The sequence below is a fragment of the Nonomuraea sp. NPDC002799 genome, from assembly GCF_053592075.1.
This window is the reverse complement of the sequence record NZ_JBSFVA010000006.1, coordinates 257,307-271,587: the sequence shown is the minus strand read 5'-3', so window position 1 is coordinate 271,587 and position 14,281 is coordinate 257,307. Positions and strand designations below refer to the sequence as shown.

General features: G+C 69.4%; 15 protein-coding genes. 8 read left to right on the top strand and 7 right to left on the bottom strand.

The window, feature by feature from the left end:
- Positions 1-19: 19 nt before the first annotated feature.
- Positions 20-1,438, bottom strand: coding sequence for a DHA2 family efflux MFS transporter permease subunit (locus ACWD0F_RS14735; protein WP_449875480.1), 1,419 nt, complete (start codon positions 1,436-1,438; stop codon positions 20-22).
- Between ACWD0F_RS14735 and ACWD0F_RS14730 the strand changes: the two genes are divergently transcribed.
- The 3 genes from ACWD0F_RS14730 to ACWD0F_RS14720 are packed head-to-tail and all read left to right on the top strand — an operon-like array spanning position 1,337 to position 2,476.
- The gene (locus ACWD0F_RS14730) at positions 1,337-1,765 is read left to right on the top strand and encodes a TetR/AcrR family transcriptional regulator C-terminal domain-containing protein (RefSeq protein ID WP_449875478.1); all 429 of its coding nucleotides are present in this window, start codon (positions 1,337-1,339) and stop codon (positions 1,763-1,765) included. The genes ACWD0F_RS14735 and ACWD0F_RS14730 overlap by 102 nt on opposite strands.
- Before the next feature lie 58 nt (positions 1,766-1,823).
- A complete protein-coding gene (locus tag ACWD0F_RS14725; protein ID WP_449875476.1) occupies positions 1,824-2,072 on the top strand; it encodes a hypothetical protein in 249 nt (82 codons plus the stop codon).
- Positions 2,069-2,476, top strand: a complete 408-nt coding sequence (locus ACWD0F_RS14720; RefSeq protein ID WP_449875474.1) for a hypothetical protein — start codon at positions 2,069-2,071, stop codon at positions 2,474-2,476. The genes ACWD0F_RS14725 and ACWD0F_RS14720 overlap by 4 nt, the downstream gene beginning before the upstream one ends.
- A gap of 24 nt (positions 2,477-2,500) precedes the next feature.
- Here the strand turns inward: ACWD0F_RS14720 and ACWD0F_RS14715 are convergent, their stop codons facing one another.
- From ACWD0F_RS14715 to ACWD0F_RS14690, 6 genes are all read right to left on the bottom strand, one after another.
- Positions 2,501-3,652 carry a CU044_5270 family protein gene (locus ACWD0F_RS14715; protein WP_449875472.1) on the bottom strand — a complete coding sequence of 384 codons (1,152 nt, stop codon included), beginning with the start codon at positions 3,650-3,652 and terminating at the stop codon, positions 2,501-2,503.
- A complete protein-coding gene (locus ACWD0F_RS14710; protein ID WP_449875470.1) occupies positions 3,649-4,200 on the bottom strand; it encodes an RNA polymerase sigma factor in 552 nt (183 codons plus the stop codon). The genes ACWD0F_RS14715 and ACWD0F_RS14710 overlap by 4 nt, the downstream gene beginning before the upstream one ends.
- 222 nt (positions 4,201-4,422) lie before the next feature.
- A complete protein-coding gene (locus tag ACWD0F_RS14705) occupies positions 4,423-5,892 on the bottom strand; it encodes an AAA family ATPase (protein ID WP_449875468.1) in 1,470 nt (489 codons plus the stop codon).
- A 184-nt stretch (positions 5,893-6,076) separates the two neighbouring features.
- On the bottom strand, positions 6,077-6,817 hold the full coding sequence (locus ACWD0F_RS14700; protein WP_449875466.1) for a succinate dehydrogenase/fumarate reductase iron-sulfur subunit: 741 nt from the start codon (positions 6,815-6,817) through the stop codon (positions 6,077-6,079).
- The gene (locus tag ACWD0F_RS14695; protein WP_449875464.1) at positions 6,814-8,739 is read right to left on the bottom strand and encodes a fumarate reductase/succinate dehydrogenase flavoprotein subunit; all 1,926 of its coding nucleotides are present in this window, start codon (positions 8,737-8,739) and stop codon (positions 6,814-6,816) included. The genes ACWD0F_RS14700 and ACWD0F_RS14695 overlap by 4 nt, the downstream gene beginning before the upstream one ends.
- Positions 8,736-9,368 carry a succinate dehydrogenase cytochrome b subunit gene (locus ACWD0F_RS14690; RefSeq protein ID WP_449875462.1) on the bottom strand — a complete coding sequence of 211 codons (633 nt, stop codon included), beginning with the start codon at positions 9,366-9,368 and terminating at the stop codon, positions 8,736-8,738. The genes ACWD0F_RS14695 and ACWD0F_RS14690 overlap by 4 nt, the downstream gene beginning before the upstream one ends.
- A gap of 244 nt (positions 9,369-9,612) precedes the next feature.
- On the opposite strand from ACWD0F_RS14690, the gene ACWD0F_RS14685 reads away from it, so the two are divergent.
- From ACWD0F_RS14685 to ACWD0F_RS14665, 5 genes are all read left to right on the top strand, one after another.
- Positions 9,613-10,542, top strand: coding sequence for a LysR family transcriptional regulator (locus ACWD0F_RS14685; RefSeq protein ID WP_449875460.1), 930 nt, complete (start codon positions 9,613-9,615; stop codon positions 10,540-10,542).
- A 33-nt stretch (positions 10,543-10,575) separates the two neighbouring features.
- Entirely contained in the window at positions 10,576-11,709 is a 1,134-nt protein-coding gene (locus tag ACWD0F_RS14680) for a PP2C family protein-serine/threonine phosphatase (RefSeq protein ID WP_449875458.1), read from the top strand.
- Complete coding sequence (locus ACWD0F_RS14675; protein ID WP_449875457.1) at positions 11,706-12,851, top strand: sensor histidine kinase; 1,146 nt, start codon at positions 11,706-11,708, stop codon at positions 12,849-12,851. The genes ACWD0F_RS14680 and ACWD0F_RS14675 overlap by 4 nt, the downstream gene beginning before the upstream one ends.
- On the top strand, positions 12,844-13,293 hold the full coding sequence (locus ACWD0F_RS14670) for a response regulator (RefSeq protein ID WP_449875455.1): 450 nt from the start codon (positions 12,844-12,846) through the stop codon (positions 13,291-13,293). Before ACWD0F_RS14675 ends, ACWD0F_RS14670 begins: the two co-directional genes overlap by 8 nt.
- 193 nt (positions 13,294-13,486) lie before the next feature.
- Positions 13,487-14,272: a hypothetical protein gene (locus ACWD0F_RS14665; RefSeq protein ID WP_449875453.1), complete on the top strand. Its 786-nt coding sequence runs from the start codon at positions 13,487-13,489 to the stop codon at positions 14,270-14,272.
- Positions 14,273-14,281 lie beyond the last annotated feature (9 nt).

Sequence of the window (14,281 nt, the reverse complement as noted above, 5' to 3'; positions counted from 1 at the left end):
GTGAGCCGGGCCTCGCCCATCACAATGGAGTCTGTATGAGTTCGGCGGAAACGAGCGGTTTGCCGGGCAGGAGCGGGATGGCGGCCAGTACGACCACGGTCACGCCGAAGGCGAACCAGAAGACGCCGCGTACCCCGCTGATCGCATCGTCACCGGCGATCTGCAGGATGAGCGTCACCAGCGCGACCCCGAGCGCCGCGCCGAGCTGGTTGAGCATGTAGAGGACCGAGCTGCCCTGCGCCACCATGGGCGGCGGCAGCGTCCGGTAGAGCGAGCCCATCGTCGGCGCGCTGAAGCAGCCGCTGCCCAGCCCGACCGCGAACGCCCCCAGCGCCGGCCAGACCTCGGGCGTGTCCGGGCCGATCCGGGTGAGGGCCAGCAGGGTGAGTGCGGCCACGATCGCGCCGCCGGTGGCCAGGCCACGCGCGCCGATACGATCCGACAGCCGCCCGGCCAGCGGCATCGCGACCGCGCCGCCCAGCCCGAACGGGGCCATCAGCAGGCCGGCCGCGAGCACACCGGCCCCGTGGACCTGCTGGTAGTACAGCGGCAGGACGAACAGCGTGGCGAAGAGCAGCAGGCCGCTGAGCCCCATGATCGCGACACTCGCGCTGAACCCCCGGTTGGCGAACAGCCGCAGGTCGATCAGCGGTGCGGGGCGCCGCCGCAGGCCGTAGCCGGCCAGTAGCACGAGGCCCGCGACCAGGGGGATCAGCACCTGCCAGGCGGCGAACGCGCGCTGCTCCGCCGACTGCGACAGGGCCAGCACGACGGCCGCGAACCCGGGCCCGAGCAGCGCGAGCCCCATGACGTCGAGCCGCGTCGCCGCCGTGCCCGGCTTCTCGTCGGCGGGGACCACGCGGAGCGCCAGCAGGAACGCGGCCAGCCCCAGCGGCAGGCCGAGCAGGAACATCCACCGCCACGGCAGGTGGGCCAGCACGGCCCCGCCCGCGATCGGCCCGAGCACCGGCCCGAGGGACAGGACCACCCCCATCAGTCCCATCACCCGCCCGGCCCGGCGCGGCCCGGCGGCACGGGCCAGCAGGATCAGCACGAGCGGATCGAGCAGCCCCGCGCCGAAGCCCTGCAGCACGCGGAAGACGACGAGGCTGCCGACGTCCCAGGCCAGGCCCGCTCCCAGCGACCCGGCGAGGAAGATCAGCAGTCCGGCCAGCCACAACCTCTTGCCGCCGACCCGGTCGACGGCCCAGGTCGTGAAGGGGATGGTGGCCGTCACGGCCAGCAGGAAGCCGGTGGACGTCCAGCCGATCGTGCTCAGCGAGGCGTCGAAGGCGGCCGCGAAGGTGCCGGCGGCGACGGCGGCACCGCCCAGACCGTGCTCGACGAACGCCTGGCCACCCTGGAGCCCCTGGTCGAGCCCGGCGCGGACCTGACGGCCACGCTGACGGACGTCGCGTTCGCCCTGCTGCGAGCGCACACCGACGAGCGTCCGTGCGCGCTGCGCCGCCTGCTCTACACCGAGATCACGAACTTCCCCGACGCCCTGGACATCGTCAAGGACAGCGGCCCGCAACGACTCAACCAGGCGCTGGCCGACCGTCTGGCGCGGCTCACGCTCGCGGGGCGGCTGCGCGCCACCGAGCCCTACCTGGCGGCCGAGCAGCTCATGGCCCTGCTCGTCGGCCCGCTGGAGGCCCGCACCCAGCTGGGCACCCGGCCCATCGGCGACCCTGAGCTGCGCGACCTGGCCCACGCCGCCGTGCGGACGTTCCTGATCGCCTGGGGCATGCCGGACACACCCTAGCCAAAAGTGGCGACAAGACCTCTTGTCGATGATAGGCAAGGGATATAGTCTGCCGCGTGTGGTGGAACGAGAGGACTACGCGGCCATCCGCGACAGGATCGTCGGGCTCTCCCACACCCGTGGCTTGCGCTGCGACTGGTCGGAGACGACCAAACGCCAGCGATTCCTCCTGCTATGGGATGCCGAGGGCCGAGTCGTCGCCCGCGCGATCGTCCCGCTGTACCCGAAGGAGACCCCACACCTGGTGGACTCCCTCGAACGGGGGCTCGCGCACCTGTTCGGCGACGACTGGCTGGAGGATCGATGACCGCAGACCGCGTTGACGTCCACGTCACCATGGCCGGCAGCCTGTGGCTGGCCCAGGTGGAGGGCGTGGCCGGCGGCATGTCGGCCCGTACGCTGAAGGAACTGCACGGAGACGTCGCCGAGGGCTTCCCGTTCCTGTTCGCCGACCGCGCCCAGCCCCCCGTGCCCGTCTTCCACTACACGCTGCCCGGCCTGTCCGAGCAGGACCTCGACGACTTCGCCGCACTCCAGCGCCAGGCCGCCGCCATCGCCGAGGACTACACGCGCACGCTCAAGAAGCGGGTCAAGCACATGAACGAGGTCGGCCTGTCCGACGGCGACATCGGCGAGCTGCTCGGCCTCACCAAGCAGCGCATCCAGCAGATCCGCTCCAACGCCAACGACGAGGCCCGCCAGACCGGATAGGTCCGGCGGGCCCCCATGATGAGGTCAGGGCTTGGTGTCGGTCCAGCCCGCCTCGATCACCGCGCTGGAGCTGTAGACCGCGCCCGGCTCAAGTCCGGCCTGCGGGCCCGCCCCCTTCACCACGATGTTCTCGTTGGCCAGCGCCTGGCCGGTCCCCTCGTCGATGATCAGCCTGTTCTCCAGGACGGTGCCGCCCCGCACGGTCTCCTCGACGCTCACGGCCGCGCCCTGACGGCCCTCGGCGTCCGTGACGCCCTCGGCGGCCTTGACGGTGTCGAGCTCGGCCAGCATGCGGAACGCGGCACCGCGCACCTGCGGCGTCACCGGCATGTCGGTGATGAGTCCCGCGCTGACCTTGAACAACCAGGTGTCGGCCGACATCTGCTCACTGTCGCCCTCGGTGCCGTGGCCTTCATAGGACTTCAGCAGCCACTGCTTGAGCTCGCCCGGCTCGCCCGGCAGGTCGCGCAGGTCCTTCATGGAGACGTTGCGCCCCAGCCAGAACACCTTGTCCCCGTCCACCAGCGGAGCATGACCGGTCTGCGCCCGGCCCGGAGAGGTGGACAGCTCTATCGTCCCCTTCTTGCCCGGGACCACGACGGAGATCTTCGCCGGAGAGCCGGCCGCCTCCCACGCCTGGCGGTCCGCCTCGGTGGCGGGCCGCGCGCCGAGGGTGCGGCTGCGGCTCCACTGGTCGCCACCGGTGGCGCTGGGCGTCCAGCCCTCCTCCCGCTGCTGGTTGAGGACCTGGTAGCCGCCCTTGGCCGCAGTGAACAACATCCGGCTCACCGACACGGTGTGCCAGTAGCCGCCGCTCTTCTCCTCCTGGCGATCCGCCTTCTCGGCGGCGGCCAGCAGCACGTCGCGCGCGGACAACCGCACCTTCGGCGCGGCCGTCGTACGCACCGCGAGCGAGCCGCCGTCAGAGGCGAGCGGTGGGGTCGGCGTCCCGCCGGTCCCGCCGGTCACCACGATCACCGCCGCGGTCACGGCCGCGGCCGCTCCGAGCAGCCCCAGGCTCCAAGCCGGCCGCACCACCGTGCGCCGCTTCCTGCGCTCCCCCCGGCGCGGGCCGGCCATGGCGCGGGACATCTCCACCGCCCTGGTGCGCTCATCCACCGGCCGGTCGCCGAGGTGCGCGGGCCGGGCCGCCCGAAGCTCGTCCATGGGATTCATGACCACTCCTCGCTGAGGTTCCGGACGTGGGGCGAGGTCCGTGACGGATGGGACCGCTCGGCGGCGTGCGTCTCGCCGGCGTCCATGGCCTGCTTGAGCCGCTTACGAGCACGATGCAGCCGTACGCGGTAAGCCGCCGACGAGCAGCCGATGACCCGCGCGGCCTCCTTGGGAGACAGCCCGTGCCAGGCGACCAGGACGAGGATCTCCCGATCGTCCTCCGGCAGCGCGGCCAGCGCCCGCAGCACCCCCATCCGCTCGGTCACCTCATCGGCCACGTCCCCCTCGGTCCAGGCCCGCAACTCCGCGGCCATCGCCTCCCTGCGCACCTCCGCCCGCACGTTGTCGCGCAGGACGTTCCTGGCGACGCCGAGCAACCACGGCAGCGCCGGCTCCGGCACATCGTCCAGCCGCCGCCAGGCGATCGCGAAGGTCTCACTCACCACCTCGTCCGCCACCTGCCGGCCCGCCCGGCTGACCACGTAGGCCCACACACGTTGCCGGCATTCGTCGTACATGCCGGTGAACCGGTGCGCATCATCCGTCACCGTCCAGCCCTTCGTTCCGGATGTGTTTCTTCTGTCACGAGGTAGTGGTCCGGGGCCGCCCGTTGTTACACCCGTGTTCTAGCGGGGCACGACCACCGGGTCATTCGGCGCCGAGCAGCGCGGGCAGGTCTACCAGCGGCCGCAGTGCCCTCAGATGACCTGATTAGTATGTCGCTGAGCATGCAAATGAGGAGACAGGCTCGTTCGGTGCACCGGTCAGCGTCAATCGCCGGAATACATCCGCGCCAGGTCGACCAGCTCCACGTCCGCGCGCCCACGCGCCAGCTCCACCAGGTCATCGGTGAATCCCGAGCGCGCGAACAGCAGCAGCTTGGGCTGCCCATCGAGCCGGGCGTCCGGCAGCAACGCGCGCAGATGCTCCAACCGCTGGAGCTGAGGAACGTCGATGGGCGCGAGGGTGCCCTTGGCCTCGCCGATCGCGATGATCCGATCGGTGGCGAACGGGCTCGTCTCCGTCACGACGATGTCCAGTTCGTGCCCCTGACGGTGCGCGCGGCACGAGACGTCGCTCGGACGCACCGCACTCGCGATCCCGCCGAGCGTGTCGCTGGAGGCGTGCAGGAAGCACCACTCCCGCGCCAGATCCTCGAAATGGGGCCCGTAGATCTTGGACGCGACGGTGTCGGCGGTGGTGCGCCACACCCGGGCCGCCTGCCCGCTGACCAACTCGGGCTCGCGTCGCTGCGTGATGAGCTGGTGCAACCGGACGATCGGCTCAGCAATCTTGAATACGCTCCGCTTGTCACGCAGCGCGTCGTCGACCTGCTCGACGAGCCCGATACTCTGCAACCCGCTGAGCAGGTGAGCGATCCCACTGGTGGGACGGCCCAGAGCAGCGGCGATCTCGGAACGACGGTGGTTGCCCGCGCTCAGCGCGGTCAGCGTGGCGGCGTACGAGGTGGGATCGGAGATCGACGGCTCCTCCCGGAGGAGCAACCCTCCTTCGCGGAACATCGCCGAAGCGGGATTCAGCAGCCGCCGCTGCACCCATCGATCGAACCCGTCCAGGTCCGCGGGCCCAGAGCCGCCGCACATCTCCAGGTAGGCAGGAGTGCCACCGACGAGAGCGTGTACCCGGAAAGCCAGTTCCGGGTCCTCGGTCAAACCCCAGAAGGCGGCGGCGTCGCGGAACCCGAAGGGACGCACGATCAGTTCGAGCACCGCCCGCCCCCGAAGCGGAGCTCCCCCGCCGAGCAACTGGGCCATCGTCGTCAAGGCACTCCCGCAGAGGATCATGCGGGTACGGGTGCTCTCCTTCGCATGGCTCATCGGACTGAGCGCATGCTGCAGGTAGGACGGCAGCGCCGGCGTCGATGAAACGAGATACGGGAACTCATCGATGATCACTGGAGTCGCCCGCTCTTCGCCCAGCCGGAGCAGCTCGTCGAGCCCCTCCCGCCAGTCGCCGAACGAGACCGCCTGCCGCAATCCTCGATGGGCCGCGTAGGCAGCGCCCAGATCGGCGAGGTTCTGCGCCTCGCTCTGCTGGGTGGCCGCGAAGAGCATGCCGCCGGTCTCCTGGGCCAGCAGTTCGAGCATGAGTGTCTTGCCTTGGCGGCGACGCCCGTACACCAGCCCCAGGGTCGCACCCATGACGGGAGAGGCGGCGAAGTCGGCCAGCTCTTCCCATTCGGTGTCACGTCCGAACAGACGCTTCGGCTTGGCGAGCATGCCGCCCCCTGCAGGTCCGACGAGAATGATAGCTACAACTATGATAGCTGCAGCTATCATAGTTGTAGCGGCTCATGCCCTCAGTGATCGGCCAGCAGGTGCGGGGCCTACTTCTCGACCGCTTCCAGCGACTCCCGCTTCGACGGGTTCACCCCGTCGCGAGTGGAGGCTGCCGGAAAAGGGACTACTTGGCGTTCGCCTTCAGGTAGTCGCTGTTCATCTGCGCGATCGTGTCCAGCGGGATGCCCTTCGGGCACACGGCCGTGCACTCGCCGGTGTTCGTGCAGCCGCCGAAGCCCTCGGCGTCCATCTGGTCCACCATCGCCTTGGCCCGCGTCAGCCGCTCCGGCTGGCCCTGGGGCAGGAGGCTCAGGTGGGTGATCTTGGCGGCGGTGAAGAGGGAGGCCGACCCGTTCGGGCAGGCCGCCACGCAGGCGCCGCAGCCGATGCAGGTCGCCGCGTCGAAGGCGTCGTCGGCGTCCTCCTTGCGCACGGGCAGGCTGTGGGCGTCGGGGGCCGAGCCGGCCGGGACCGAGACGAAGCCGCCCGCCTGGATGATCCGGTCGAACGCGCTGCGGTCCACCACCAGGTCCTTGACCACCGGGAACGGCGCCGCGCGCCACGGCTCGATGGTGATGACGGCGTTGTCCTCGAAGTGGCGCATGTGGAGCTGACAGGTCGTCGTCGCGCGCTGCTCGCCGTGCGCGACGCCGTTGATGACCATGCCGCACATGCCACAGATGCCCTCGCGGCAGTCGTGGTCGAAGGCGATCGGGTCGTCGCCCTCCAGGATGAGACGCTCGTTCAGGACGTCCAGCATCTCCAGGAAGGACATGTCCGGAGAGACGTCCTCCACCCGGTACGTCACCATGCGTCCGCCATCGGCAGGACCGCTCTGACGCCAGACCTTAAGGGTCAGGTTCACTTGTAGCTCCGCTGGGTCATCTTGACGTAGTCGTACTCAAGAGCTTCCTTGTGCAGGACCGGCTCGCCGGACGGCGTGTACTCCCACGCCGAGACGTGCGCGAACTGCTCGTCGTCGCGCAGCGCCTCACCGTCGGCGTCCTGCGACTCGGCCCGGAAGTGGCCGCCGCAGGACTCGGTGCGGACGAGCGCGTCCAGGCACATGAGCTCGGCCAGGTCGAAGAAGTCCGCGACGCGCCCGGCCTTCTCCAGGGTCTGGTTCAGCTCCTCGGCGGCGCCGGACACCTTCACGTTCTGCCAGAACTCCTCGCGCAGCTCGGGGATGCGCTCCAGCGCCTTGCGCAGCGACTCCTCGGTGCGCTCCATGCCGCAGTACTCCCACATGAGCTTGCCGAGCTCGCGGTGGAAGGAGTCGGGCGTGCGGGTGCCGTTGACGGCCAGCAGCCGGTCGATCTTGCCACGCACCTTGATCTCGGCCTCGGCCACGGCCTCCTCGTCGACCTCGCCGTAGGGGCCGTTCGCCAGGTAGTCGCCGATGGTGGTCGGAAGGACGAAATATCCGTCGGCCAGGCCCTGCATCAGCGCCGAGGCGCCGAGGCGGTTCGCGCCGTGGTCGGAGAAGTTCGCCTCACCGATGACGAAGAGCCCGGGGACGGTCGACTGCAGGTCGTAGTCCACCCACAACCCGCCCATCGTGTAGTGGACGGCCGGGTAGATGCGCATCGGCACGTCGTACGGGTTCTCGCCCGTGATGCGCTCGTACATCTCGAAGAGGTTGCCGTACTTCTTCTCCACGGCGTCGCGGCCGAGCCGGTTGATGGCGTCGCGGAAGTCGAGGTAGACGCCCAGGCCGCCGGGGCCGACACCGCGGCCCTCGTCGCAGACGTTCTTGGCGGCGCGGGAGGCGATGTCCCGGGGGACAAGGTTCCCGAAAGCGGGATAAATCCGCTCCAGGTAGTAGTCGCGCTCCTCGTCCGGAATGTCACCGGGAGCCCGCGTGTCGTTCTTGCGCAGCGGCACCCAGACGCGCCCGTCGTTGCGCAGCGACTCCGACATCAGCGTGAGCTTCGACTGGTACTCGCCGGAGACGGGGATGCAGGTCGGGTGGATCTGCGTGTAGCAGGGGTTGGCGAAGTACGCCCCCCGCTGGTGCGCCCGCCAGATCGCCGTGGTGTTGCAGCCCTTGGCGTTCGTGGACAGGAAGAACACGTTCCCGTAGCCGCCCGTGGCCAGCACCACGGCGTCGGCCAGGTGCCGCTCGATCTCGCCGGTCACCATGTCGCGCACGATGACGCCGCGCGCCCGGCCGTCGGCGACGATCACGTCGAGCATCTCGTGCCGGGTGTGCATGGTCACGGTCCCGGCCGCGATCTGCCGCTCCAGCGCCTGGTACGCCCCCAGCAGCAGCTGCTGGCCCGTCTGGCCCCTGGCGTAGAAGGTCCTGGAGACCTGGGCGCCGCCGAACGAGCGGGTGTCCAGCAGGCCGCCGTACTCGCGGGCGAACGGCACACCCTGCGCCACGGCCTGGTCGATGATGTTCAGCGAGACCTGGGCGAGGCGGTAGACGTTCGACTCGCGGGCGCGGAAGTCGCCGCCCTTGACCGTGTCGTAGAAGAGACGGTAGATCGAGTCGCCGTCGCCGCGGTAGTTCTTCGCGGCGTTGATGCCGCCCTGGGCGGCGATGGAGTGGGCGCGGCGCGGCGTGTCCTGGTAGCAGAACGACGTGACGTTGTAGCCCAGCTCGCCCAGCGTCGCCGCGGCCGAGCCGCCCGCGAGGCCGGTGCCGACCACGATCACGTTGAGCTTGCGCTTGTTGGCCGGGTTGACCAGCTTGGCGCCGAACTTCCGCTTCTCCCAGCGCTCCTCGATGGGGCCCTCGGGCGCCTTGGCGTCCCGGATCTCGGGGCCTTCGGTGTAATTCACTTCACAACTCCGAACGTGATCGCGAGGGGCGGCGCGAGGAAGCCGATGACCAGGACCGCGGAGACCAGGCCGGCCGACACGCGGAGGACCTGGTTGCGGGCCTGGTTGGCCCAGCCGAGCGTCTGGAAGGCGCTCCAGATGCCGTGCCGCAGGTGCAGGCCGACCATGACGACGGCGACGATGTAGATCAGCGTCACCCACCACCTGGACGGCTCGAAGCCGGCGACCATCCGGTCCGCGGGGGCGGCGTCGAAGCCCTTGGGGTTCACGACGCCGAAGGTCAGGTCGAGCAGGTGCCAGATCACGAAGAGCAGGATCGTCAGGCCGCCGAACCGCATGATGTGCGTGGCGTAGCCGTTGGCCTGCGACTTCTTGGCCACGTACTTCACGGGCCTGGCCTTGTGCGCGCGGCGCGCCAGCGAGATCGCGGCCCACATGTGCAGGACGACCGAGGCGACGAGGACGATCTCGACGAGCGTGAGCAGCGTCCGGTACGGCGCGAGAGGCTCCAGGAGCGTACGCAGCGCGTGGGCGTAGTCGTTGAACGACTCCCGGCCAAGGAAGATCTTGAGGTTCCCGAGCATGTGGCCGAGAAGGAAGAGCACCATCACGGCGCCCGTGACGGCCATGACGACTTTCTTACCGTGAGACGAGCCCAGGAAGCCGCCGGGCTTCCGGGGCGTCCGGGAAGGTGGGGTAACAGGCGCTGTGGCGGCGCCGCGCTCTATCGTGGCAGTCACGTCTTCGGAGGCTAGGTACGCAGCGATGATCCGTCCAAGTCATCACATGCCTGGTTTCCATAGCTTCAGGCTATGATGCAGGTGTGTGGGGCCTTTTCCCGGATTTCCGACAGGCCGGTGCGAGGAATGTCACATGCAACTTCAGCAGCTCGCCTACTTCGTCGCGGTGGCGGAGGCCAGGCACTTCACCCAGGCGGCCGAGCGCATGCGGGTCGCCCAGCCCTCGCTCAGCAAGCAGATCAAGGCCCTGGAGCACGATCTCGGCGCGCCGCTCTTCTCCCGGGCGCGCGGCAACGTCACGCTGACCGCGGCCGGCGAGGCGCTGCTGCCCCTCGCCCGCCGGATCCTGGCCGACGCCGACAACGCGCGCCAGGAGGTGGCCCAGCTCGCCGGGCTGCGCCGGGGCCGGGTGCGGCTCGGGGCCACGCCCTCGCTCTGCGCGGGGCTGCTGGCCGACGCGCTGGCCCGCTTCCACCGGGCCTACCCGGGCATCGAGTTGCTGGTCGAGGAGGGCGGCTCGCGCGACCTGGTCAGGGCGCTGGCCCGGGGGCAGCTCGACCTGTCACTGATCATCATGCCGCTGCAGAGCGACGATCCCTCGCTGGTGACCCAGGAGATCCTGCGGGAGAACCTCGTGGTGGTCTCGCCCTCCCACGAGCGCGCCAAAGGCCCGTACCTGGAGATCGAGGACCTGCGGGGGCGGCAGATGGTGATGTTCAGGCGCGGCTACGACCTGCGGGAGGCGACGCTGACGGCGTGCCGGCAGGCCGGGTTCGAGCCGAGGTTCGCGGTGCAGGGCGGGGAGATGGACGCGGTGCTCCGGTTCGTGGAGGCGGGGCTGGGCGTGGCCGTGGTGCCGTCGATGGTGCTCGACGGGCGGCCGGGTCTGTCCGGGACTCCGCTGGCGCCGCCGGGCCTCAACCGGACGATCGCGCTGGCCCACCGCAAGGACGTCGAGCCGACCACGGCCGCGCAGGCGTTCAGGGAGACCCTGCTGTCCTTCGTCGCGGAAGCCGGGCACGAGGGCACGCTTCCGCAAGGGGTTGAACTCATCGCAGAATGAGCATGAACAGTCCGACTCTCCCGTGAGGCGTGTGTGACGGCCAACCTCTCCGAAACGCTGACGCTGCTCCTCATCGAGGATGACGACGGTGACGCCTTCCTCGTCGAGGAGTTACTGGAGCAGGCCCTCGCGCCGCCGCACATCCTCCGGGCGCGGAGCCTGAAAGAGGCCAAGGGCAAGCTGACGACCAAGATCCAGTGCGTGCTCGTCGACCTGTCGCTGCCCGACGCCAGCCGGCTGGAGGCCCTGGAGGAGGTGCTGGCTCTGGCGCCGCACGCGGCCGTCCTGGTGCTCACCGGGCTCAGAGACGTGCACGTCGGGGTCGCCGCCGTCCAGGCGGGGGCGCAGGACTACCTCGTCAAGCAGGACACCGACGCGCGGCTGCTGGCCAGGGCCATCAGATACGCCATGGAACGCAAACGGGCCGACCTGGCCCAGCTCAGACTGGTGCAGGCGGAGCTGTCGGCCAAGGAGAACAGCCGGCTGCAGAGCGGGCTGCTGCCCGTCAAGCTGCTGCACACCAACGCCATCGAGCACACGACGCGTTACCTGCCCGGCAGCGGCGGGACGCTGGCCGGCGACTTCCTCGACACGGTGCAGACGCCCGACGGCTCGGTGCACGTGGTGGTCGGCGACGTCTGCGGGCACGGCCCCGACGAGGCCGCGCTCGGCGTGGCGCTGCGCATCGCCTGGCGCACGCTGGTGCTGGCCGGACAGGCCGACGACACGCTGCTGCGCACGATGGACGCCCTGCTGCGGGCCGAGCGCAAGGCCCCCGAGATCTTCACGACGCTCTGCACGGCCACGATCAGCCCCGACCTGCGGCATGCCAGGATGCACGTGGTCGGCCACCCGCCGCCGGTGCTGGTGCGCGACGGCGAGGTCGCGGTGGTCCGTGAGGCGCCGTCGGGCCCGCCGCTCGGCATCTTCCCCGACGCCGAGTGGTCGCCGATCGACGTGCCGCTCGGTGAGCAGTGGTCCATGATGCTCTACACCGACGGCCTGATCGAGGCGGCGGCGGGCGAGCGCGCGGAGCTGCTCGGCGTGGACGGCCTGGTCGACCTCGTCCGCGAGCACGGCTCCATCGACCTCGACCGGCTTCTCACGCACGTGGGAACGCTGAGCGACGACCTCGCCGTGGTCCTGGTGAGCAGGAGGAGAGCATGACCATCCATCCGCTGCCGCCGGCCAGGAAGCCGACCGGCCTCGGCCGGCTGCCCGTCGCCCGCTGGTTCCTGATCATCGGGGCGGTGGCAGGCGTCGCGTTCGCGACCGGGGTCCTGGTCCCCATGGTGCTGCTGTCGCAGGCGCTCGCGCTGAACCCCCGTCCCGAGGTGACCGCGCAGCTCGAACGCCTGGACGCGGCGCTGATCGTGGTGTTCGCGGTGCTGCTCGGCTGCGCCGTCGGCCTGGGCTTCGTCGTCCGCTTCGCCGTCCTGAAGCCCATCGACCAGCTCGCCGAGCAGGTCCGTGCGGTCGCCGCCGGCGACTTCGACCACACCCTGCACGTCGACCGCCCGGCGGAGCTGGCCGAGTTGTCCAGCCACATCGACTCCATGCGCGCCAGGATCGTCTCGGCCTGGCGCACGGCCGACGACCAGGCCGGCGAGCTGCGCAGGTCCAACGGCGACCTGGAGCAGTTCGCCTACGTCGCCAGCCACGACCTGCAGGAGCCGCTGCGCAAGGTCGCCAGCTTCACCCAGATGCTGGAGCAGCGCTACGGCCCGCAGCTCGACGACCGGGCCAGGCAGTACATCCACTACGCGGTCGACGGCGCCAAGCGCATGCAGCTCCTGATCAACGACCTGCTCGACTTCTCCAGAGTGGGCCGGGTCACCGGCGAGAAGTCCGTGGTCGACTCGGGCGCGGCGCTGAGCAGGGCCCTGGACAACCTCTCGGCCACGATCGAGGACACCGGGGCCACCGTCACCAGGGACGACCTGCCCGAGGTCACCGGCAACCGGCTGCAGCTCACCCAGCTCTTCCAGAACCTGATCGAGAACGCCGTCAAGTTCCGCTCCGAGGAGCCTCCGCGCGTCCACATCGGGGTGCGCAGGGACGGCGACCTGTGGGAGTTCACCTGCTCCGACAACGGCATCGGGGTCGAGCCCAAGTACGCCGACCGGATCTTCCTCATTTTCCAGCGCCTCCACCCCCGTGACGTCTATCCGGGGACTGGCATCGGACTGGCCCTGTGCCGCAAGATCGTCGAGTACCACGGCGGACAGTTGTGGCTCGACGGCGACGCCGAGGGCCCCGGCGCGACCTTCCGCTGGACGTTGCCCGCGACTGGAGACGACGATGGCTGACTGGCGTTCGATCGACGTGCTCCTGGTGGAGGACGACCAAGGGGACATCCTGCTCACCCGGGAGGCGTTCGACCTCAACAAGGTGCGCAACACGCTCAACGTGGTCAACGACGGCGAGCAGGCGATGGCGTACCTGCGCAGGACTGACTCCTACGCCGGCGCGACACGCCCGGACCTCATCCTGCTCGATCTCAATCTGCCCCGGATGAGCGGCCTGGAGGTGCTGGAGGAGGTCAAGGCCGACCCGGCGTTGCGGACGATCCCGGTGGTGGTCCTGACGACGTCGGAGGCGGAGGAGGACATCCTGCACAGCTACCGGCTGCACGCCAACGCTTATGTCTCCAAACCGGTAGATTTCGCGGCATTTATCCGTGTTGTCCAGCAAATAGATGATTTTTTCGTGACGGTAGTGAAGCTCCCGGCCCCGGAACAACGCCTCTGACGGGCGTACGTGACAGGAATCACATCTGGTCCTCGAAAAAGTGAGTGACCCCGCTCACAAATGTCGATGCTGTCGTCGTAACGTATCCCCCACCAACGCGCGCCTGAGCGGATACCGCCCGTGTACGCGCGCCCAGCGAAACGAACCACGGATCCCCTGCGCGAAGGATCCGCTGGAGGTGGAGAGGTCCCTGATGACCCAGACGACGCCCGACGCTCCGGTCAGAAGGCAGCGTGCGCAGATCAAGGTGCGCACCCTGCGCACAGACAGATGGTGGTTGGCCCCGCTCCTGACGTTCCTCGGGCTCAGCTCGTTTCTCGTCTACGGTGTATGGGCGATCATCGACAACAGCTACTTCGTCGATCCCTACATCGCGCCGTTCTCCTCGCCCTGCCTGACCGAGACGTGTGCCGAGGGCGCGCGGCTCTTCGGGTGGGCCCCGATCGGCGACTGGTACACCCTGCCGCCCGGCCTGCTGATCCTCGGCCTGCCCGGCGGATTCCGGCTGACCTGCTATTACTACCGCAAGTCGTACTATCGCTCCTTCTGGCTGTCGCCCCCGGCGTGCGCGGTCCAGGAGCCGCACGGCAAGTACACCGGTGAGCGCCGCTTCCCGCTCATCCTGCAGAACGTCCACCGCTACTTCTTCTACGCGGCCATCCTGATCGGGCTCATCCTGGCCTACGACGCCGTCCTGGCGCTCATCCACAAGCCGAACGGCCTGGGCACCTGGATCCTGATACTCAACGCCGTCCTGATCAACGCCTACACGCTGTCGTGCCACTCCTGCAGGCACATCACCGCGGGCAGGCTCAACCACTTCTCCCGTCACCCGCTGCGCTACCGGGCCTGGACGTTCGTCTCCAAGCTCAACGCCAAGCACCAGCCCCTCGCGTGGGCCTCGATGTTCTCGGTCATGGGCGCCGACCTCTATGTCCGCCTGGTGGCCAAGGGCATCATCGCCTTCCCGTACGCGTAAGGACCAGCT